Annotated in this window: 17 protein-coding genes; 1 reads left to right on the forward strand and 16 read right to left on the reverse strand. The window is 74.8% G+C overall.

Annotation, left to right across the window (positions count from 1 at the left end):
* Window positions 1-69: 69 nt before the first annotated feature.
* Window positions 70-822: a DUF1707 SHOCT-like domain-containing protein gene (locus BTM25_RS12940; protein WP_103563156.1), complete on the forward strand. Its 753-nt coding sequence runs from the start codon at window positions 70-72 to the stop codon at window positions 820-822.
* 70 nt (window positions 823-892) lie between these two features.
* Here the strand turns inward: BTM25_RS12940 and BTM25_RS12945 are convergent, their stop codons facing one another.
* The 16 genes from BTM25_RS12945 to BTM25_RS13020 form a co-directional block, all read right to left on the reverse strand.
* Entirely contained in the window at window positions 893-2,410 is a 1,518-nt protein-coding gene (locus BTM25_RS12945) for a hypothetical protein (RefSeq protein ID WP_103563157.1), read from the reverse strand.
* A gap of 144 nt (window positions 2,411-2,554) precedes the next feature.
* Entirely contained in the window at window positions 2,555-3,505 is a 951-nt protein-coding gene (locus BTM25_RS12950) for a DivIVA domain-containing protein (RefSeq protein ID WP_103563158.1), read from the reverse strand.
* Between the two features lie 72 nt (window positions 3,506-3,577).
* Entirely contained in the window at window positions 3,578-3,868 is a 291-nt protein-coding gene (locus BTM25_RS12955) for a YggT family protein (RefSeq protein ID WP_103563159.1), read from the reverse strand.
* Window positions 3,869-3,890: 22 nt separating this feature from the next.
* On the reverse strand, window positions 3,891-4,406 hold the full coding sequence (locus BTM25_RS12960; protein ID WP_103563160.1) for a cell division protein SepF: 516 nt from the start codon (window positions 4,404-4,406) through the stop codon (window positions 3,891-3,893).
* A gap of 99 nt (window positions 4,407-4,505) precedes the next feature.
* On the reverse strand, window positions 4,506-5,210 hold the full coding sequence (locus BTM25_RS12965; protein ID WP_103563161.1) for a YggS family pyridoxal phosphate-dependent enzyme: 705 nt from the start codon (window positions 5,208-5,210) through the stop codon (window positions 4,506-4,508).
* Window positions 5,207-5,929 (reverse strand): peptidoglycan editing factor PgeF, encoded by a 723-nt coding sequence (pgeF, locus tag BTM25_RS12970; RefSeq protein WP_103563162.1) that lies wholly within the window; start codon window positions 5,927-5,929, stop codon window positions 5,207-5,209. Before pgeF ends, BTM25_RS12965 begins: the two co-directional genes overlap by 4 nt.
* Window positions 5,926-7,335, reverse strand: a complete 1,410-nt coding sequence (gene ftsZ / locus BTM25_RS12975) for a cell division protein FtsZ (protein ID WP_103563163.1) — start codon at window positions 7,333-7,335, stop codon at window positions 5,926-5,928. Before ftsZ ends, pgeF begins: the two co-directional genes overlap by 4 nt.
* A gap of 373 nt (window positions 7,336-7,708) precedes the next feature.
* Window positions 7,709-8,428: a cell division protein FtsQ/DivIB gene (locus BTM25_RS12980; protein WP_103563164.1), complete on the reverse strand. Its 720-nt coding sequence runs from the start codon at window positions 8,426-8,428 to the stop codon at window positions 7,709-7,711.
* Window positions 8,429-8,483: 55 nt separating this feature from the next.
* The gene (gene murC, locus BTM25_RS12985) at window positions 8,484-9,896 is read right to left on the reverse strand and encodes a UDP-N-acetylmuramate--L-alanine ligase (RefSeq protein WP_103563165.1); all 1,413 of its coding nucleotides are present in this window, start codon (window positions 9,894-9,896) and stop codon (window positions 8,484-8,486) included.
* Window positions 9,897-9,937: 41 nt separating this feature from the next.
* On the reverse strand, window positions 9,938-11,041 hold the full coding sequence (gene murG / locus BTM25_RS12990) for an undecaprenyldiphospho-muramoylpentapeptide beta-N-acetylglucosaminyltransferase (protein WP_103563166.1): 1,104 nt from the start codon (window positions 11,039-11,041) through the stop codon (window positions 9,938-9,940).
* A gap of 50 nt (window positions 11,042-11,091) precedes the next feature.
* Window positions 11,092-12,348, reverse strand: a complete 1,257-nt coding sequence (ftsW, locus tag BTM25_RS12995; RefSeq protein ID WP_103563167.1) for a putative lipid II flippase FtsW — start codon at window positions 12,346-12,348, stop codon at window positions 11,092-11,094.
* 8 nt (window positions 12,349-12,356) lie between these two features.
* Window positions 12,357-13,742 carry a UDP-N-acetylmuramoyl-L-alanine--D-glutamate ligase gene (gene murD / locus BTM25_RS13000; RefSeq protein WP_407923381.1) on the reverse strand — a complete coding sequence of 462 codons (1,386 nt, stop codon included), beginning with the start codon at window positions 13,740-13,742 and terminating at the stop codon, window positions 12,357-12,359.
* Window positions 13,739-14,800 (reverse strand): phospho-N-acetylmuramoyl-pentapeptide-transferase, encoded by a 1,062-nt coding sequence (mraY, locus tag BTM25_RS13005; RefSeq protein ID WP_103563169.1) that lies wholly within the window; start codon window positions 14,798-14,800, stop codon window positions 13,739-13,741. The genes murD and mraY overlap by 4 nt, the downstream gene beginning before the upstream one ends.
* Window positions 14,797-16,203 carry a UDP-N-acetylmuramoyl-tripeptide--D-alanyl-D-alanine ligase gene (locus tag BTM25_RS13010; RefSeq protein WP_103563170.1) on the reverse strand — a complete coding sequence of 469 codons (1,407 nt, stop codon included), beginning with the start codon at window positions 16,201-16,203 and terminating at the stop codon, window positions 14,797-14,799. The genes mraY and BTM25_RS13010 overlap by 4 nt, the downstream gene beginning before the upstream one ends.
* Window positions 16,200-17,756, reverse strand: coding sequence for a UDP-N-acetylmuramoyl-L-alanyl-D-glutamate--2,6-diaminopimelate ligase (locus tag BTM25_RS13015; RefSeq protein ID WP_103563171.1), 1,557 nt, complete (start codon window positions 17,754-17,756; stop codon window positions 16,200-16,202). The genes BTM25_RS13010 and BTM25_RS13015 overlap by 4 nt, the downstream gene beginning before the upstream one ends.
* An 82-nt stretch (window positions 17,757-17,838) precedes the next feature.
* Window positions 17,839-20,004 carry a peptidoglycan D,D-transpeptidase FtsI family protein gene (locus BTM25_RS13020; RefSeq protein ID WP_103563172.1) on the reverse strand — a complete coding sequence of 722 codons (2,166 nt, stop codon included), beginning with the start codon at window positions 20,002-20,004 and terminating at the stop codon, window positions 17,839-17,841.
* Between the last annotated feature and the right edge of the window lie 6 nt (window positions 20,005-20,010).

Here is a 20,010-nt window from a genome sequence, read left to right on the forward strand (position 1 = left end):
CGCGAACCGGCCGCCCCGATCTTCCGCAAGGGGTTCAACGCGACACATCGCGTTTGCGATGATGGCGGGGTGAACCTTCCAGAAGACCCCTCAACGCCCGGTCCGGCACCCGCCGGGCCGGCGTCGTTGCGCGCGTCCGACGCCGACCGCGACCGCGTCGCCGACCGGCTCCGCGAGGCCCTGGCCGAGGGCCGGATCACCGCGGAGGAGCACGCCGAGCGGATCGACGCGGTCTACCGGGCGCGGACGTACGCCGAGCTGGAGCCCGTCCTGCACGACCTGCCCGCCGTGCCCGGCGCCGCCGCGCCCGCCCCGGCCGTCTCGCTCCGCAAGGAGGCCGAGGCCGCGCCGCCGCCCCCGCCGCAGTCCAGCTCGCTCATCGCGATCTTCTCCGGGGCCGAGCGCAAGGGCCGCTGGCTCGTGGAGCCGCACACGTCCGCGACGTGCGTGTTCGGCGGCATCGAGCTGGACTTCCGGCGTGCCGTCCTGTCCCAGCGCGAGGTCACGGTCAACATCACGGCGATCTTCGGCGGGGTGGAGATCACCGTCCCGCCGGGCGTGCGCGTGGTCAGCTCGGTCGCGACCGTGTTCGGCGGCGTCGAGCCCGTCGAGGACGAACTGGACCCCGACGCCCCCACGATCCGGCTCACCGGGCTCGTCCTGTTCGGCGGCGTGTCCGTGCGGCGCCGCGAAGCCGGCGCGAGCCGCGCCGCGCTGCGCCGCGAACGCCGCGAGGAGCACCGCCGCCGCCATGAGGAACGGCGCGAGGAGCGGCTGGCGGAGCGGCGCCGGGAGCGCGACGAACGGCGCGACGCCCGCTGAGACGGCGGACGGCCGCGTCCCGGAGCGGGAGGCGGCCGTCGGCAGGGTGTCGGTGCGGGTCGGTGCGCGGTCAGTGCGCGCGTTCGCGGTCGGGCTGGCAGACCAGGCAGGGCGTGCAGCCCCGGGCCTTGGCCTCCGCCCGCGACAGCGCCTCCAGGTCGTCGGCCTCGTCGCCGATGTCCTCGATGAGCGCGCAGTCGATCCGGTGGTAGCGCTTGGTGCCGCTGAGGATCCGGACGGGCTCGTCGTCGCCGCCCGCCGCGGGCGCCCCGCCCGTGGGGGCGAAGGGGTCCGAACGAACGGGTGTGTCGTCGTGCGTCGCCGCCGGGCCGGACACGCGCGGACGCGGCGCGTTCGTGGAACTCGGGAACGCCAGCGGGTCGTCGAACGGCGCCGTCAGCGGATCGGTCAGCGGGTCCGGGCGCCGGGGCGGCTCGCTCGGCAGCGCGGCCAGCGGATCGGTCAGCGGGTCCGGCGCGGACGGACGGAACGACTCCGGCGGCAGCCCGGCGAGCGGGTCGACCGCGCGGGGCTCCGGCTCGTAGGCCGGCTGCTCGCGGACGGGCTCGTACGGCGTCTCATACGACACGTCGTAGCTCGGCTCGTACGGCTTCTCGTACGCGGGCTCACCCGCGGGCGGCCCGCCCGGGACGGGCCACGCCGACGGCACCGGGCCGGACGCGGACGGGTCGGAGTCCAGCGCGGCCAGCGGATCGGGCTCGTGCGGCGCCGCGGGCCCGGCCGGCGGCTCGGGCCGGGGTTCGGGCCGTGCCTCCGGCTGCGGTGCGGGCACGGGGGCCGACGGGGGCTCGGCCGGGGCGGCGGGTTCGGGCAGGCCCGCGAACGGCGCGGGGGCCGGGTCGGGCTCGGCCGGGGCGGGCTCGGGCAGTGCGGGTTCGGGCAGGGCCGCGAACGACGCCGTGGGGGCCGGGTCGGCGGCGGGCTCGGCGTCGGGGCCGTCCGTGCCGCCGGACTTCAGCAGCGAGCGCCGCGTCGGCAGCGGGGCGGAGGCCGTGGCGCCGTCCGTGCCGGACCCCTCGGGGGCCGCGCCGTCACCGGAGGCCGCCGGGACCGACACCGCCGCGCGCGCCGCGAGCGCGGTGTCGGGCATGCAGGCGGTACAGGGGCTGAAGCCCTCTTCCTTCGCCTCGGCGTACGTCAGCTCCTCCCCGGTCCGCCCGGCGAGCTGCCGGCACGTGTCGAGGTGGTAGCGCTTGCGGCCCCGCACGACATGGACGACCGCGTCGGCCGGGACCTCGGGGGCCGGGCCGGAGACCGCGGTGTCCTCGTCGTCGGTGTCGCCGTCCTTGGCGGACGCGCGATCGGTCTTGCGGGCGCCCTTGGTGCGCTCCCTGCGGCGGCGGTCGGCCGCCGCGGCGGAGGCGCCGGAGCCGAACAGCTCCTTGCGCCGCAGGATCACTCCGACGATCAAGCACAGCAACGAGACGATGCTGACGCCGATGGACACGTAGATCACCATCAGCGCGTCCACGCCGAAGACCTGGGCACTCGTTCCCTCGCCGGCGACGATGCCCGCGACGAGCAGGGCTATCGCCGCCACCACCAGGACGCCACTCAGGATGATCACAGGTAACTCCGCTCTACAGGCGTTCCCCGAGCCGTCACGACGGTCCGGGGCGGGTCCACCGACGTGCCGTCGCGCCGCCGGGATGGCACGCGGGCCATCCACGGCGCGGCGACCGGGAAGACACTACCGCCTGTCCGGACTCGGTCAGCGCCGCTCGTGCGGCGGATTGTCGCCGCCCGCGTGGAACGCGCCCGTCGCCGAGTGCTGGACCTGCTGCTGGGCGTGCTGGGGCTCGGCCTGCGGCGGGAAGGGGTTCGCGCCGGTCGGGTTCGTGCCGCCCTGCCGGTTCTCGCCGTGGCCCAGGGTGTTCTGCGGGCCGGTCTGCGGACCCGCGACGGTGCCGAGGTTCGACGCCGGAACGGGGAATCCGCCCGTCTCGGTGCCGCCCGCCTCGACGTCGCGGAGCAGGCCCTCCAGGTAGACCTTCAGGCGGCTGCGGTACTCGCGCTCGAACGCGCGCAGGTTGTCGACCTCGCGCTCCAGCTCCTCGCGCTGCTGGACGAGCGAGCCCATGACCTGGCGGTGCCGCTCCTGGGCGTCGCGGTCGAGGGCCTCGGCGCGCGAGCGGGCCTCGGTGACGATCTGGTCGGCCTGGCGGCGGGCCTTGCCGAGGATCTCCTCGGCCTCGCGGCGGGCGCGGCCGAGCGTCTCGTCGGCCTCGCGGCGCGCGTCGGCGATGGCCTGGTCGGCGGTCTGCTGCGCGAGCGCGAGGACGCGCGCCGCGGTGTCCATGTTGTCCTCGCCGGAGGGCGCGCCGCCCATGCCGAGGCCGAGCGGGGCGGGCTCGGGTTCGGGCTGCGGCGGGGGCGGGGCCTGCTGGGGCTGCGGAGCCTGCTGCTGCGGCTCGGGACGCGGCGGCTCGGGCAGCTTCTGCACGTCGGGCTTGGGCTCCACGATCGGGGCCGCCATCGCCGGGACCTTGCCGCGCAGGCACTCGGCCAGCTTCGCGCGAAGCTCCTCGTTCTCCTGGATGAGGCGGTCCAGCTCGGCCTCGACCTCGTCGAGGAAGGCGTCCACCTCCTCCTCGTCGTACCCCGGCCTCAGCCTGGTGGTACTGAACTGCTTGTTCCGCACGTCTGCGGGTGTCAGCGGCATATTGGTCTCCTTGGCGCGCTTGGAGTCTGTCCGTTAGGACGGTATCCGATCAGAGCCTCCACACGAAGATGATCAAGGGATCACCGCCTGCACGACCCAGATCAGGACCCAGACCACAAGGATGAGCAAGGTGAAGCTGAGGTCCAAGGCCACGTTACCCAGACGGACCGGCGGGATGAAACGCCTGAAGAGTTTCAGTGGCGGGTCGGTGACGGTGTAAGTCGCCTCCGCGATCACCAGCAGCAGTCCGCGCGGCCTCCACGACCGCGCGAACGACTGCAGCACCTCCAGCACCAGCCTTCCGACCAGGAACAGGAGGAAGAGATACAGCAGGGCGACGAGCACCTGTTCGAGGATTCGCACGTACTACCTTCGTCTGTGACCGTCAGCTCTGGTTGAAGAACCCGCGTTCCGCCATCCGGGCCTTGTCCTCCGCCGTCACCTCGACGTTGGCCGGCGAGAGGAGGAACACCTTGTTCGTAACACGCTCGATGCTCCCGTGCAGCCCGAACACCAGACCCGCCGCGAAGTCGACGAGACGCTTGGCGTCGCTGTCGACCATCTCGGTGAGGTTCATGATCACCGGCGTGCCCTCGCGGAAGTGCTCGCCGATGGTCCGCGCCTCGTTGTAGGTCCTCGGGTGCAGCGTAGTGATACGCGCGAGGTCCGTGGTGCCGGATTCGTAGAGCGCGACGGGGCGGCGCTCGGCCGCGGGAGCGTGGTGATCACGGTCCACCGCGTCGTCGGCTCGGGTAAGCTGACCGCCGGGCTCATCGCCCGGGCGGCGACCCCCAGCGGCGTCGGCCTCGTCGTCGTAGACGTCGTCATCGTAGTAGTCGCCGTAGCGGTCGTCCTCCACAAGGCCGAGGTAGACCGCCATCTTGCGCATCGCGCTGGCCATACGCTCCTCCTGTGGCCCAGGCCCCCGGCGCCCCGGACGCCGCTCGCGGACGGTGCATTCGCGCGGCCCCCGTTTGAGCAGGTGCCACTGGGTGGGACATTACCTGACGATTGCCCGTCGGCCTCCGAGCAACGCCGTACCGATCCGCAGGTGTGTCGCGCCGCACTCGATCGCGACCTCCAGATCCCCGCTCATTCCGGCCGAGACGACCGTCGCGGCGGGGTGATCGGCGCGCAGCCGCGCGGCGATCCCGGCGAGTCGCGCGAAGGCCGTCCGCGCGTCGCCGCCGAGTGGAGCGACCGCCATGACGCCGGCCAGGTCCAGGTCCCCGGCCGCCGCGATCTCCGCCGCGATCTCGGGGACGTCGTCCGGCGCGGCGCCGCCCCGGCCCGTCTCCTCGTCCAGGGAGACCTGGACGAGACAGCGCAGCGGCCGTCCGGTGCGCGCGGCGGCGTCGGACAGGGCCCGGACGAGCCGGACCCGGTCCACTGACTGCACGACGTCGGCGTACCCGGCGACCGATCGGGCCTTGTTGGTCTGGAGCTGCCCGACGAAGTGGCGGGTCAGCGCCAGGTCGGCGGTCTCCTCGGCCTTCGGGCGGGCCTCCTGGTCGCGGTTCTCGGCGACGTCGGTGATCCCGAGCCCGGCGAGGAGCCGCACGTCGGACGCGGGAAAGGTCTTGGTCACGGCGACGAGCGTGAGGTCGTCCGGCGACCGTCCGGCCGCCGCGCAGGCGGCGGCGATCCGGGCGCGGACGTCGGCGAGGTTGGCGGCCAGCTCGGCCGTGCGCTCCTCGGGCGTCATCCGGCGAGCCAGACGAACCCGGCGAACCGCCCGGTGACGCCGTCGCGGCGGTAGGAGAAGAGGTCCGGGGTCTCCAGGGTGCAGCGCGGGTCCGTCCGGACGTCGGCGACCCCGGCGCGGGCGAGCTGCCCGGCGATCCCGGCGCGGATGTCGAGCGCGGGCGTGCCCTGCCGGGTCGTCGCGCGCGCCTCGGGGACGACCGCCGCCACCTCGTCGCGCATCGCGGCGGGCACCTCGTAGCAGGACCCGCACGCGGCGGGCCCGACGGACGCGGCGATGCGCGCCGGGTCCGCGCCGAGGTCGACCATCCGGGCGACGAGCGCGGGCACGACCCCGGCGGCCGTCCCGGGCCGGCCCGCGTGGGCGGCGCCGACGACCCCGGCCGCCGGATCGGCGAGCAGGACCGGCGCGCAGTCGGCGACGAGCACCGCGAGCGCCAGCCCCGGGACGGTCGTGACGATCGCGTCCACGGCGAGGTCCGGTTCGGGCGCGGTCACGTGCGCGACCTCCGCGCCGTGGACCTGCCGCATCCAGACGGTGCGCGCCGGGTCGGTGCCGAGGACGGCCGCCGCGCGGCGCCGGTTGGCCTCGACGGCGTGCGGGTCGTCGCCGACGGCGCCGCCGAGGTTCAGCGCGCCGTACGGACCGGAGCTGACGCCGCCCGACCGGCCGGTGAACGCGGCGCCGACCCCGGCGCCGAGCCGCACCGGCGTGATCACTTCAGGAAGTCGGGGACGTCGAGGTCGTCGTCCTCGTCGAACACGACCGGACGGCGGCCCCGCCCGGACGCGGCCGGACCGTCGCCCTCCCCCGCGCGGCCGGCGGGCGTCTCCGCCGGGCGCGGCGCGGGCGGCCGCGTGCCCTCGGGCCCGTCGCCGGACGGCGCCGGGTCGGGCTCGGCCGCGTCCGCGCGGTCGGCGGGCGCGGGCGGCTCGGGCCGCGACTCGGGCTCGCGGCGGCCGGGCGGCGGGCTCACGGGCCGGGCCTCGGCGTCCGGGACGGACGCCGGTACGGGCGCGGCGGCGGCCTGCGCGATGGTCTGCGGCGGCACCGGCGGCTCGACGCGCCCTATCCGGCTCGGGATCGGGTTGACCGGCGTGGCCGCGACCGGCGGCGGCGTGGGCCGGGGCGGCGGCGGGAGCCGACGCGGTTCGGGCTCGGCGGCCGACTTGCCGGGCAGCAGTTCGTCGAACCCGGCGGCGATCACGGTGACGCGGACCTCGTCGCCGAGGGCGTCGTCGATCACGGCGCCGAAGATGATGTTGGCGTCGGTGGCGGCGGCGTTGGACACGAGCTGCGCCGCCTCGTTGATCTCGAACAGGCCGAGGTCGGACCCGCCGGAGATCGACAGCAGCACGCCGTGGGCGCCGTCGATGCTGGCCTCCAGCAGCGGGCTGGAGATCGCCATCTCGGCGGCGGCCACGCTGCGGTCGTCGCCGCGCGCCGAGCCGATGCCCATGAGCGCCGAGCCCGCGCCGGACATGACCGACTTGACGTCGGCGAAGTCCAGGTTGATGAGGCCGGGCGTGGTGATGAGGTCGGTGATGCCCTGGACACCGGACAGGAGCACCTGGTCGGCGGCCTTGAACGCGTCCAGGACGCTGACCTGCCGGTCGGAGATCGACAGCAGCCGGTCGTTCGGGATCACGATGAGCGTGTCGACCTCGTCGCGCAGCGTCTCGATGCCGGCCTCGGCCTGCATCGCGCGGCGCTTGCCCTCGAACGAGAACGGACGGGTGACGACGCCGATCGTCAGCGCGCCGAGCGACCGGGCGATGTTCGCCACGACGGGCGCGCCGCCGGTGCCGGTGCCGCCGCCCTCCCCGGCGGTGACGAAGACCATGTCGGCCCCCTTGAGGACCTCCTCGATCTCCTCGCGGTGGTCCTCGGCGGCCTTGCGGCCCACGTCCGGGTTGGCCCCGGCGCCGAGGCCGCGCGTCAGCTCGCGGCCCACGTCCAGTTTCACGTCGGCGTCACTCATCAGCAGCGCCTGGGCGTCCGTGTTGATCGCGATGAACTCGACGCCCTTGAGTCCCTCCTCGATCATCCGGTTGACGGCGTTCACGCCGCCGCCGCCGATGCCGACGACCTTGATGACCGCGAGGTAGTTCTGCGGTGCTGCCACGACGAGGGGCCTTTCCGCTCGCTCTGCCGACCGGTCGGAAGCGGTCCAGTGGACCGGTTCCGCCGCGGTGTTCCTGACCATTGCCCACGTCGCCTGCTCGGGAAGCGCGGCGGCCGAGGCCGTCGCCCAACCCTCACCCTCAACGTGAGGCTTACAGTTATGTCAACCTGAGGACTGATACGGACAGTAGGGCGGGCTTCCACCAGGGTCAACTAACCTGCCGCCAACTGCACCGGCGTGTCGCAGACCGCACGAGTTGCCCGGTTGGGGCGCCTGCGCGCCCCGGCCGGCGCGGTGGACCCGCCGTTTCCGTCCGAGGCTCAAGCGTGCCCGATCCGGGCGCAGTATTCGCCCCGACACACGGGCCGGGCCGTCACCGGGTGGTGATCACGTCCGGCGAGCTGACGTCGATCGTCCGCGGTCCGCGCCCCGCCGGCGTCCGCATCACGGCCTCGGCGAGCCGCGCCTTCTCGCCCGCCCGCTCCGGCGAGCCCCACACGATCGTGAGCCCGCCGCGCAGCCGCAACGTGACCGATTCCACGGTCGGCGCGGACACCTCGGCGACCTTCGCGCGCAGCCCGCCGGGCAGTTCCCCGACGACGCGCAGCGCCGCCAGCGTCGGCGGATCCGTCGGGGACGGCGCGCCGACCGTGAGCAGCGGGACGTCCGGGACCGCCGTGCCGTCCCGCACCGGGAACCCGCCCGTGTCCACCTGGAAGTAGCGCCCGCCGCGCTGGTAGGCGGCGACCGGGACGCGCTCGCGCACCACGATCCGCACCGTCGCGGGCCAGTGCCGCTCCACCCGCGCCGACGCCACCTCGTGCAGGCCCGCGACGCGGCGCCGGACGTCGTCGGGATGCAGCCGCACCATCGGCAGGCCGAGCCGGATCCCCGCCGCCGCCGCGACCCGGTCGGGCGTGAGCAGCTTCGTCCCGGTGACCTCGACGTGCCGGACGACCAGCAGCCGCGACCCGAGCAGCGCCCAGCCCGACACGCCCAGCACCGCCGCGACCAGCAGCCCGACGAACAGCACCTTCCACCGGTCGGGACGGCGCGTGCGCCGCGCCGGCCGTCTCGTCCCCGCCTCCGTCATGATCCCAAGGATGGCGGGGCCGCGCCCGCCGGTGCGGGATCCCACGCCGGGACGGTCAGGACACGGCCGAGATCGCGTCGAGGATCTTCGGCCCGAGCCGCGTCACGTCCCCGGCGCCGAGCGTGATCACGACGTCGCCGGGCCGCGCCAGCTTCGCCAGCGTCGCCGGGACGGTCTCCTGGTCGGGCGCGTACACCGTCTCGATCCCGGCCGGGACGGCGTCGGCGACGAGCGCGCCGGTCACGCCGGGCTCGGGGTCCTCGCGGGCGCCGTAGACGTCCAGCACGACCGCGACGTCGGCGCGGCCGAGCGCGGCGCCGAACTCGGCGGCGAAGAACCGGGTGCGGCTGTACAGGTGCGGCTGGAACACCGCGACGATCCGTCCGCCGCCGTCGCGCTGCGCCACGTAGTCGCGGGTGGCGTCGAGGTCGGCGATGACCTCGGTCGGGTGGTGGGCGTAGCTGTCGAACACCTCGACCCCGGCGGCCGAGCCCTTGCGCTCCAGCCGCCGCATCGCGCCGCCGAACTCGCGCAACCCCTCGCGGACGGCGGCGAGGTCGAGGCCGAGGGCCTGCGCGACCGCCACGCACGCCGTCGCGTTGAGCGCGTTGTGCCGTCCGGGGACGCCGAGCGCGACCGCGCCGACGCCCGGGACCGTGAACTCCGAGCCGAGGCCGCGCGGGACGAACCCGGTGACGCGCAGGTCCGCGTCGGCCGACTCGCCGTACGTCCGGACGGTCAGCCCCCGGCCGCGCGCGTACGTGACCAGCTCGGCGACGACCGGGTCGTCCGCGCCCGCGACCAGCGTGCCGCCGGGGACGATCCGGTCCACGAACCGGACGAAGTTCTCCTTGACCTTCTCGAACCCGCCGTAGTTGTCGAGATGGTCGGCCTCGACGTTGGTGACGATCGCGATGTCGGGCGTGTACCGCAGGAACGAGCCGTCGCTCTCGTCGGCCTCGGCGACGAACACCTCGCCCGAGCCTTCGTCCGCGCCGAGCCCGGTCGTGACGAGCTGCCCGCCGATGCAGTACGACGGGTCCGCGCCGGCCCGCTGGAGCGCGACCGTCAGCATCGACGTCGTGGTGGTCTTGCCGTGCGTGCCCGCCACCGCGACCGCGCGCCGTCCCGCCATCAGCGACGCCAGCGCCTCCGACCGGTGCAGGACGCGCAGCCCCCGCTCCCGCGCCGCCGCCAGTTCCGGGTTGCTCTCCCGGACGGCCGTGGACACCACGACCGTGTCGGCGTCCCCGAGGTGCGCGGCGTCGTGGCCCACGTGCACGCGCGCGCCGAGCGCGGCGAGCTGGCCGAGCAGCTCCCCGTCGCGGGCGTCGCTGCCCGACACCGCCATGCCGCGCCGCAGCATGATGCGCGCGACGCCGGACATCCCGGCGCCGCCGATCGCGATGAAATGGACCCTGCCGAGGTCACCGGCGGGCGTCGCCGCGCCGGGGCTGATCGAACTCATCGGGTGGCGTCCCCTCGTCTCCCGCTCCGCCGGCCGGCGGTCTACCGGTCCCCGCCCCGCCCGTGGGCGGCGCGGACGACCTCGTACACCATCTGGGCGAGCGCCACGTCGGCGTCCCGCCGTCCCATCCGGCCCGCGGCCTCCGACATCGCGGCGACCCGGCCCGGGTCGGCGAGGACGGGCAGCAGGTGCCGGACGATCCACTCGGGGGTCAGGTCGGCGTTGTCGACGAGCATCCCGCCGCCCGCGGCGACGATCGGCTCGGCGTTCAGCTTCTGCTCGCCGTTGCCGATCGGCAGCGGCACGTACACCGCGGGCAGCCCCACGGCGGCCAGCTCGGCGCAGGTCATGGCCCCGGCCCGGCACATCGCCATGTCGGCGGCGGCGTAGGCGAGGTCCATCCGGTCGCAGTACGGGATCGTCACGTACTGCGGGCCGCCCTGCGCGGGCTCGGGCTCCTCGGTGTTCTTCGGCCCGACGATGTGCAGCACCTGGATCCCGGCCTGCCGGAACGCCGGGGCGGACTCGACGGCCGCCTGGTTCAGCGACCGGGCGCCCTGCGACCCGCCGAAGATCAGCAGGGTGGGCAGGTCCGGCAGGAGGCCGAAGTAGGAGCGCGCCTTGTCCCCGACGGCGAGCCGGTCCAGCGCGGCGATCTCGCGCCGCAGCGGGATCCCGACGTAGCGGGCGTTCGGCAGCGGCGAGTCGTGGTGGGAGACGGCGACGTTGTCGGTGAACCGCGACCCGAGCTTGTTGGCCAGGCCCGGCTTGGGGTTCGCCTCGTGGACGATGATCGGCACCTTGCGCTTGCGGGCCGCCAGGTACCCGGGCGTGGCGACGTAGCCGCCGAACCCGACGAGGACGTCCGCCTGCGCCTGGTCCAGGACGTTGGCCGCCGCGTTGATCGCGCCGCGCAGCCGTCCCGGGACGGTCAGGAGCTGCGGCGTCAGCGTGCGGGGCAGCGGGACGGGCGGGATCAGCGCCAGCTCGTAACCCCGCTGCGGCACCAGCCGGGTCTCCAGGCCGCGTTCGGTGCCGAGGCACGTGATCCCGGTCTGCGGGTCGTCGCGGCGCAGCGCGTCGGCGAGGGCCAGTGCGGGCTCGATGTGTCCGGCGGTGCCGCCGCCGGCGAGGACTACCCTCATGCTCCTTGACAACTCCTCAACAGTTCCGGTGCGCCTGCTTGTCGGGGGGTTCAGCGCCGTGCCAGGCCCAGCCAGCTTAGAGCCCGCACCACCGGGCCGGGGCCGCGCGCGGCCAGCGCCTGCCGCGCGCCGGGTTCGCGCTTCGCGAACGCCAGCAGCATCCCCAGCGCGATCAGCGTCGGGATCAGCGCCGAACCGCCGTAGGAGACGAGCGGGAGCGGGATGCCTGTGATGGGGAACACGCCGATCACCGCGCCGATGTTGACGATGGCCTGGACGAGCAGCCACGACGTCGCGCCCGCCGCCGCGAGCCGGGTGAACGGGTCCTTGACGCGGCGGGCGATGCGCAGCCCCGCGTACGCCAGCAGCCCGAACAAGTGCAGGACGACGAGCGTCCCGACGAGCCCGAACTGCTCCCCGACGATCGCGAAGATGAAGTCGGTCTCGGGATGCGGCAGGAACCCCCACTGCGCGCGTCCCTCGCCGAGTCCGGTGCCGAACCAGCCGCCGGACGCGACCGCGAACAGCCCCTGGATGCCCTGGTAGTAGCTGCCGTGCGCGTTGCCCTCGGGGTCGAGGAATCCGGTCAGCCGCGCCATCCGGTACGGGCTGACGACGGCGAGGATCGACACGACCATCGCGACGAGCCCGACGACGCCGACGAACAGCCGTCCCGGCGCGCCCGCCACCCACAGCAGCGCGAGCAGGATCGTGAGCAGCACCATCGTGGTGCCGAGGTCGTCGCCGAGCATGACGAGCACGGCGAGCAGGCCCGCGCCCGGCAGCAGCGGGACGAGCAGCGGGCGCCACTCGGTGAGCTGGCCGAGCCGTTCCTTGCGGGCGAGGATGTCCGCGCCCCACAGGACGAGCCCGAGCTTGGCGGGCTCGGACGGCTGGAGCTGCACCGGCCCGAAGCTGATCCACCGCGTCGCGCCGTTCGCCGACTGGTTGAGGCCGGGGACGAGCACGAGCGCGAGCGCGACGACCGACAGGAGCAGGAGCGGGTAGGCGAGCGTCCGGAACGTCCGGACGGGCAGCCGCGACGCGCCCCACATGCCGAGCACGCCGAGCGCCATCCACATGGCCTGCTTCTGCACCAGCGTGTACGCCGAGCCGGTCTCCTGGAGCTGCTTGACGCTGGACGCGGCCAGCACCATCGTCAGCCCGAGCGCGAGCAGCATGAACGTGCAGCCGAGCACGAGGTAGTAGGAGGTCAGCGGCCGGTCGAGCAGGCCCACGGCCGCCGCCGCCTGCTCGCGCAGCCCGGGCCGGCGGGTGCGGCCGTCCTCCGCGGGTACGGCGCTCATCGCACCCCCTACCGGGACCCGGCCAGCCGCCGCACCGCCGCGGCGAACGCGTCGCCGCGCGCACCGTAGTTCGGGAACATGTCGAACGACGCCCCGGCGGGGGCGAGCAGCACCGTGTCGCCGGGGCGGGCCAGCCCGGCCGCTGCGGTCACCACGCGGTCCATCGCCCCAGTGTCGGTGTCGGGGACGTCCACGACCGGGACATCCGGCGCGTGTCGCGCGAGTGCCGCCGCGATCCGGTCCCGTTCGGCGCCGAGCAGGACCGCTCCGCGCAGCCGTCCCGCGACGGACGCGACGAGTTCGTCCACGTCCGCGCCCTTCAGCAGTCCGCCCGCGATCCACACCGCCGACGCGCACGCGGCGAGCGAGGACGCGGCGGCGTGCGGGTTGGTGGCCTTGGAGTCGTCCACGTAGTCGACGCCGCCGACCGTCGCGACGTGCGCGATGCGGTGCGGGTCGGGGACGAACGCGCGCAGCCCCGCGCCGACCGCCTCGGGCGGGACGCCGAACGCGCGGGCCAGCGCGGCGGCGGCGAGCGCGTTGGCGACGTTGTGCGGCGCGAACGGGCGGACGTCGGAGGTCGTCCCGAGTTCCTCGGCGGCCGTCACCGGGTCGGGGACGAACGCGCGGTCGACCAGCAGGTCCTCCACGACGCCGACCTGGCCGGGCGCGGGGACGCCGAGCGTGAACGCCCGCGCGTCCGGGCCGCCGAGCGCCGCCGAGCCGGGGTCGTCGGCGTTGACGATCGCGATCGTCCCCGGCGCGAAGATCCGGCCCTTGGCGGCGGCGTACTCCGCCAGCGAGCCGTGCCAGTCCAGATGGTCGGGCGCGATGTTCAGCACGGCCGCCGCGTGCGGCGTCACCGTGGACGACCAGTGCAACTGGTAGCTCGACAGCTCGACCGCGAGGACGTCGTGCTTCTCCAGCACCGCCTCCACGATCGGCGTGCCGACGTTCCCGACCGCCAGGGCGTCGTGCCCGGCGGCGGTGAGGATCGCGGCGAGCATCCGCACGGCGGTGGTCTTGCCGTTGGTGCCGGTCAGCGCGAGCCACGGCGCGGCGTCCGGGCCGCGCAGCCGCCACGCCAGCTCGACCTCGCCGTACACCTCGACGCCGGCGGCGCGGGCGGCGGCGAACAGCGGCGCGTCCGGCCGCCAGCCCGGGGAGGTGACGACGAGTTCGGTGCCGACGGGCAGCGTGCCGCCGTCGCCGAGCCGGACGTCCACGCCGCGTCCGGCCAGCTCGGCGGCGTCCGCGCGGCGGCGCTCGTCGTCACCGCCGTCCACCACCGTGACCCGCGCCCCGCGCTCGGCGAGGACGCGCGCGGCGGCGCGGCCGGACACGCCGAGGCCCGCCACGCACACGCGGGTCCCCGACCACTCCCCCGTCGTCACTTCTTGGGCATCCATTCCAGGTAGAACAAGCCGAGTCCGATGCCGGTGAACAGCGCCGACATCAGCCAGAATCGCACGACGATCGTCGTCTCGACCCAGCCCGACAGCTCGAAGTGGTGCTGGAGCGGCGCCATCTTGAACACGCGTTTGCCCGTCATCTTGAACCCGCCCACCTGGATGATCACCGACAGGGTGATCATGACGATGAGGCCGCACAGGATGGCCAGCAGGAACTGCGTCCGGGTGAGGATCGCGAGGCCGACCAGGACGCCGCCGAGGGCCAGCGAGCCGGTGTCGCCCATGAAGATCTTGGCGGGCGGCGCGTTCCACCACAGGAAGCCGAGCACCGCGCCGAGCATCGTCGCCGCGACGACCGCGAGGTCGAGGGGGTCGCGGACGCTGTAGCAGTTCTGGGCGAGCGCGCCGTCGAAGCAGCTGTTGCGGAGCTGCCAGTTCCCGATGATCACGTACGCGGCCAGGACCATCGCGGCCGGGCCCGCCGCCAGGCCGTCCAGCCCGTCGGTCAGGTTCACGCCGTTCGACATCGCCGCGATCAGCAGCAGCGCCCACAGGACGAACAGGTACGGGCCGATCGTCGGCCCGAAGTCGCGCAGGAACGACAGGCGCGGGGACGCGGGCGTCACGTCGTAGCCGTTCGGGAAGTTCAGCGCGCCGACCGCGAACACCACGCCGATCAGGATGATCCCGATCATCTTCGCGCCGCTGCGCAGACCGAGGCTGCGCTGCTTGAAGACCTTGATGTAGTCGTCCACGAAGCCGACGAACCCGAGGCCCGTCATCAGGAACAGCACCAGCACGCCCGAGATCGTCGGGGGCGTCCCGGTGAACAGGTGCGCCGCCGCGTACCCGATGAGCGAGCCGACGATGAACACCGCGCCGCCCATCGTGGGCGTCCCGCGCTTGCTGAGGTGGGCCTCGGGACCCTCCTCGCGGATCATCTGGCCGTAGCCGAGCCGGCGGACGATCCGGATCCACACCGGGGTGCCGAGCATGCTGAACAGCAGAGCGATGCCCGCTCCGATGAGAATGTTGGTCATCGGCGCCCGCCTCCCGCGGCCGGGCGGCCGTCCGCCAGCAGGGCCTGCGCGACCCGTTCCAGCCCGGCGACGCGGGAGCCCTTCACCAGCACGACGTCTCGCGGCCGGAGCCGCTCGCTGAGCACGGTCACCGCCGTGCCGACGTCATCCACCTGTACGCACTCTCCCGTCCATGACGCGACCCGCCCGGCCCCTTCGGCCATCGCCGCCGCCGCGCCGCCGACCGTGATCAGGCCGTCGAATCCGCTGCGCGCGACATGCTGCCCGATCTTGGCATGTTCCGCCACAGAAGAGTCCCCGAGTTCGGCCATCTCGCCGAGAACCGCGAAGGCGCGGCGGCCCCGGGCCATGTGCCGGACGACGTCCACGGCCGAGCGCGTCGAGTCCGGATTGGCGTTGTAGGCGTCGTTGACGACCGTGACGCCGTCCGCCCGCTCGGTGACCTCCATCCGCCACCGGCTCGCCGGGACGGCGTCCGACAGCCCCGCCGCGATGTCCGCCAGCGGCAGGCCCGAGGCGCGTGCCGCCGCCGCGGCGGCCAGCGCGTTCAGGGCCGCGTGCGCGCCGTGCAGCCGCAGCGCGACCGGGGCGCTCCCCTCCGGCGTCACCAGCGTGAACACCGGGCGGCCCGCGTCGTCCAGGCGCTCGTCCACGGCGCGGACCTCGGCGTCGGGGCCGCGCCCGAACAGCACGATCCGCGCCTTCGTCCGCGCCGCCATGCCCCGGACCAGCGGGTCGTCGGCGTTGAGGACGACCGTCCCGTCCGGCCCGACCGCCTCGGCCAGTTCGCCCTTGGCGCGCGCGATGCCCTCCGGGCTGCCGAACTCGCCGAGGTGCGCGGTGCCGACGTTCAGCACCGCGCCGACGTGCGGCGGGGCGATCCCGGCCAGGTAGGCGATGTGACCGACGCCACGCGCGCCCATCTCCAGCACCAGGTGCCGGGTGGCGGCGTCCGCGCGCAGGACCGTCAGCGGCAGCCCGATCTCGTTGTTGAACGAGCCCGGCGGCCACACCGTCGGCCCCGACCGCTCCAGCAGGTGCGCGATGAGGTCCTTGGTCGACGTCTTGCCCGCCGACCCGGTGACCGCGACGACCCGCGCGTCCGGCAGCCGGGCCAGGACGCCGCGCGCGAGCCGTCCGAGCGCCTCCTGCGCGTCCGGCACGACGACGGACGGGCCGCCCTCGACCGGCCGTTCGGCCAGCACCGCCGCCGCGCCCGCGCCGAGCGCCCCGGCGGCGAAGTCGTGCCCGTCGGCGCGCTCGCCGCGCAGCGCGACGAACAGCGCGCCCGGTTCGACGGCCCGCGAGTCGATGACGACGGGCCCGGTCACGACGGTCGCGGGATCGCCGTGGAGGGCGCCCCCCGTCGTTTCCGCGACCGTCGCCAGTGGAAGTGGGATCACGCCTGCGTCCCGTCCCCTCTCAGGTGGCCCTCCGGCCCGCCCCCGGCGGCGCCGGCCCGGCGCAGCGCCGCGCGCACGACCTCCCGGTCGTCGAACGCGATGACCTCGCCGGCCACGTACTGTCCCTGCTCGTGGCCCTTGCCCGCGACGACGACCACGTCGCCGCGCCCGGCCCGGCCGATCGCCAGCCCGATCGCGGCGGCGCGGTCGGGTTCTACCACGATGTGCGCCCGCTCGGGCTGCGGCACCTTGAGCCCGCCCTCGACCATAGCGGCGAGGATCGCGAGCGGATCCTCCGACCTCGGGTTGTCGCTCGTGAAATAGGCCGCGTCGGCGAGCCGCGCCGCCGCCTCGCCCATCAGCGGGCGCTTGCCCCGGTCGCGGTCGCCGCCGCAGCCGAGGACGATCGCCAGCCGTCCCTCGGTGACCGGCCGCAGCGCCGTCAGCACGGCCTCGACCGCGCCGGGCTTGTGCGAGTAGTCCACGAGGACGGCGAACTCCTGGCCCTCGTCCACCGGCTCCAGGCGTCCGGGGACGCCGCGCAGCGACGCGACCCCGCGCACCGCCGCCGGCAGGCCGATCCCGGCCTCGACGAGCGCCACCACCGCCGCCAGGGCGTTCGCGACGTTGAACGGGCCGGGCAGCGCGACCGACGCGTCCGCCTCGACGCCGCCCGGCCCGACGATCCGGAACGCGCTGCCCGCCGGGCCGCCGCGCACGTCCTCGGCCCGCCAGTCGGCGGCCGGGTCGCCCTGCGCGGAGAACGTCGTGACGGGCACGGACGCGATCTCGACCAGCTCCCGGCCGTACAGGTCGTCGATGTTGACCACGCCGACCCTGCTGTACTCCGGCGTGAACAGCTTCGCCTTCGCCAGGAAGTAGTCCTGCATGGTCGGGTGGTAGTCCAGGTGGTCCTGCGAGAGGTTGGTGAACACCGCGACCTCGTAGCGGGCGCCACCGACCCGTCCCTGCGCGAGCGCGTGGCTGGACACCTCCATCGCCGCCGCGCCGACGTGCTGCTCGCGCATCATCGCGAACAGCGCGTGCAGGTCGGTGGCCTCGGGGGTGGTGAGCGCGCTCGGGACGCGCCGGTCGCCGATGCGCATCTCGACGGTGCCGATCACGCCCGTCTCGACGCCCGCCGCGCGCAGGCCCGCCTCCAGCAGGTAGACGGTCGTGGTCTTGCCGCTGGTGCCGGTGACGCCGATGAGCGTCAGGTCCGTCACCGGGTCCCCGTAGACGTAGGACGCGGCGGCGCCGAGGCGGGCGCGCGGGTCGTCCACGACCAGGACCGGCGGGCCGGCGGCCTCGGCGGCGGCCCGCCCGGCCGGATCGGTGAGGATCGCGACGGCGCCCGCGGCGGCGGCCTGCGGCGCGAACTGCGCGCCGTGCGCGCGGGCGCCCGGCAGCGCGGCGTACAGGTCGCCGGGACGCACCGCGCGCGAGTCGTGGGTGATCCCGGTCAGCTCGACCGCGCCGGCGGACGGGTCGTCGGCGCCGAGCAGCGCCGCCAGCCCCGACAGGGACCGGGGTGTACTCGTGGTGGGGCGCATGGCGTCTCTTTCAGCACGATTTGAACGATTTTTCCGGTGAGCCCGGTCCAGAACTCACGGCGACAGAGGTTACTCCGCGCCGTCAGCCCCGGACGTGGATCCGCACCTTCGGCGGCCTGCTGCCCGTCGGCGGGATCTTCCGGGCGGCGAGGGCGGCCTCCATCACGTCCCGGAACACCGGCGCGGCGGCGTCCCCGCCGAAGTGGCTGCCCTTCGTCGGCCGCTGCAGGACGACCTGCACGACGAGCTGCGGATCGTCCGCCGGGGCGAACCCCGCGAACGACGCGGTGAACCCCGCGCCCCGGTAGCACCCGCACGCGGGATTGGCGATCTCCGCCGTCCCCGTCTTGCCCGCCACCCGGTAGCCCGGGATCTGGGCGAGGGGCGCGGTGCCCTCCTTGGTCGTGACCCCCTCCAGCATGTCACGGATCTGCCGGGCGGTCTCGGCGCTGACGACGCGCCGCTGCGCGGGCGCCGCCGCCGCCGTGAACCCGCCGTTCTCGTCCACGCTCCCGGCGATGAGGTTCGGCGCCACCCGGACGCCGCCGTTGGCGATCGTCGCGTAGACGCTCGCCATCTGCACGGCGTTGACCGACAGGGTCTGGCCGAACGCGATGGGGTACCGGTCCGTCCCCGACCACTGCGCCGGCGGGCGCAGCACGCCCGGCGTCTCGCCCGGCAGGCCGATCGCGGTCTTCTGCCCGAACCCGAACGCCCGCTCGTACTCGTACAGCGTCTCGGCGCTGATGCGCTGGCTCGCGAGGATCGTCCCGACGTTGCTGGACGTGGCGAGCACGCCCGCGAACGTCAGGTCCTCGGGCGCGTGCGGGTGCGAGTCGTGGAAGACGGTGTCGTAGAACTTGATGCGGTCGGGGACGTGGAACGGGGTGTCGGGACGGACCCCGCCCTTCTCCATCACCGCCGCCGCCGTGATCACCTTGCCGGTGCTGCCCGGCTCGTAGGCCTCCTGGACGACCGGGCTCCCCCACGACTTCGCCTTCGTGTACTCGTTCGGGTTGTAGCCCGGCGCGGACGCCAGCGCGAGCAGCCGTCCGGTCCTCGGCTCCATGACGATGACCGTCCCGCTGCGCGCGCCCGTCGCCCGCACCTGCTTCTCGATGGCCTGCTGCGCCTTGAACTGCAGGTCGCGCATCAGCGTCAGCCGGACGCCCTTGCCCGGGACGGGCGGCTTCTTCTGGTCCTCGCCCATCGGGATGTGCTGGCCGTTGGTGCTGATCTCGACGCGCTGCCAGCCGTCGCGTCCGGCCAGCGAGGAGTTCAGCGCGCTCTCCAGCCCGGCGCCGCCCTCGCCCTCGGCGTTGACGAACCCGATCACGCCCGCCGCGAGCGAGTCGTTCGGGTACTCGCGCCGGTACTCCTGCTCGGTGCGGATGCCGGGCAGGTCGAGGTTCATCACCAGCCGCGCCTGGTCGGGCCGGACGCCGTGCGCCAGGTACTCGAACCGGCTGTCGGGCGCGCTGATCCGCTTGAGGACGGTCGCGGGGTCCAGCGACAGCATCGGCGCGAGCGCGGCGACGACCTGCTGCCGCTTCGCCGGCTTGATCACGCTCGGGTCCGCGACGATCGCCTTGGCCTCGACGGTCATCGCGAGCGGGTTGCCCTGCGCGTCGGTGATGTCGCCGCGGACGGCGGGCAGCTCGATCGGCTGGAGGCGCTGCTTGCGGGCCTGCGCGGTGTACTTGCCGGACTCGATCGTCTGGAGCTGCACGAGGCGGCCCGCGAACAGCGACAGCACGAACGCGACGACCAGCAGCGTCCCGTTGAGGCGCTTCAGCGGGTCGCGGCGGCGGAACGGCGTCTTCGGGCGCGCGGGGCGGCGCGGCGGGCCGGACCTCGGGCCGCGCGGCCCGCCGCCCCGGGCCGTCCGCCGCGCGCCCGCCGCCTTGCCGGTGCCCGCCTTCGGCGCGCCGGGCCTGCCCGTGCCGGCCGCGGCGCCTTTGCCCGTGCTGGACTTGCCCGTGCCGGATTTGCCTGTGCCGGACTTGCCCGTTCCCGGCTTGCCCGTGCCCGGTGCGGCGGCGCCGGTGCGGGCCGCGCCCGGCCGGGGCGGCGGCACCTCGCGGGCCGGGCGGCGCGGCCGGGCGCCCGGGGTCCTGCCGGTGTCGCCCGCGCCGCGGCCGGACGCGCGCGGCCCGGCGCGGTCGTCGCGGCCCGGAGCGCCCCGCCCGCCGGGCCGGGGCGTCCGGCGGCCCCCGCCGGACGGCGGTCCCGCCGGTCTCCTGCTCATGCCGTC

The organism is Actinomadura rubteroloni (assembly GCF_002911665.1).
In the GTDB taxonomy this organism is placed as follows: domain Bacteria; phylum Actinomycetota; class Actinomycetes; order Streptosporangiales; family Streptosporangiaceae; genus Spirillospora; species Spirillospora rubteroloni.

Bases quoted from the DNA above. Each gene is read 5' to 3' on its own strand.
- mraY (WP_103563169.1), bottom strand. From the start codon at position 14,800: ATGACCAACATTCTCATCGGAGCGGGCATCGCTCTGCTGTTCAGCATG.
- BTM25_RS13015 (WP_103563171.1), bottom strand. From the start codon at position 17,756: ATGCGCCCCACCACGAGTACACCCCGGTCCCTGTCGGGGCTGGCGGCG.
- BTM25_RS12965 (WP_103563161.1), bottom strand. From the start codon at position 5,210: ATGACGCCCGAGGAGCGCACGGCCGAGCTGGCCGCCAACCTCGCCGAC.
- BTM25_RS12950 (WP_103563158.1), bottom strand. From the start codon at position 3,505: ATGCCGCTGACACCCGCAGACGTGCGGAACAAGCAGTTCAGTACCACC.
- murG (WP_103563166.1), bottom strand. From the start codon at position 11,041: ATGAGGGTAGTCCTCGCCGGCGGCGGCACCGCCGGACACATCGAGCCC.
- murC (WP_103563165.1), bottom strand. From the start codon at position 9,896: ATGAGTTCGATCAGCCCCGGCGCGGCGACGCCCGCCGGTGACCTCGGC.
- BTM25_RS12980 (WP_103563164.1), bottom strand. From the start codon at position 8,428: ATGACGGAGGCGGGGACGAGACGGCCGGCGCGGCGCACGCGCCGTCCC.
- BTM25_RS13020 (WP_103563172.1), bottom strand. From the start codon at position 20,004: ATGAGCAGGAGACCGGCGGGACCGCCGTCCGGCGGGGGCCGCCGGACG.
- ftsW (WP_103563167.1), bottom strand. From the start codon at position 12,348: ATGAGCGCCGTACCCGCGGAGGACGGCCGCACCCGCCGGCCCGGGCTG.
- BTM25_RS12960 (WP_103563160.1), bottom strand. From the start codon at position 4,406: ATGGCCAGCGCGATGCGCAAGATGGCGGTCTACCTCGGCCTTGTGGAG.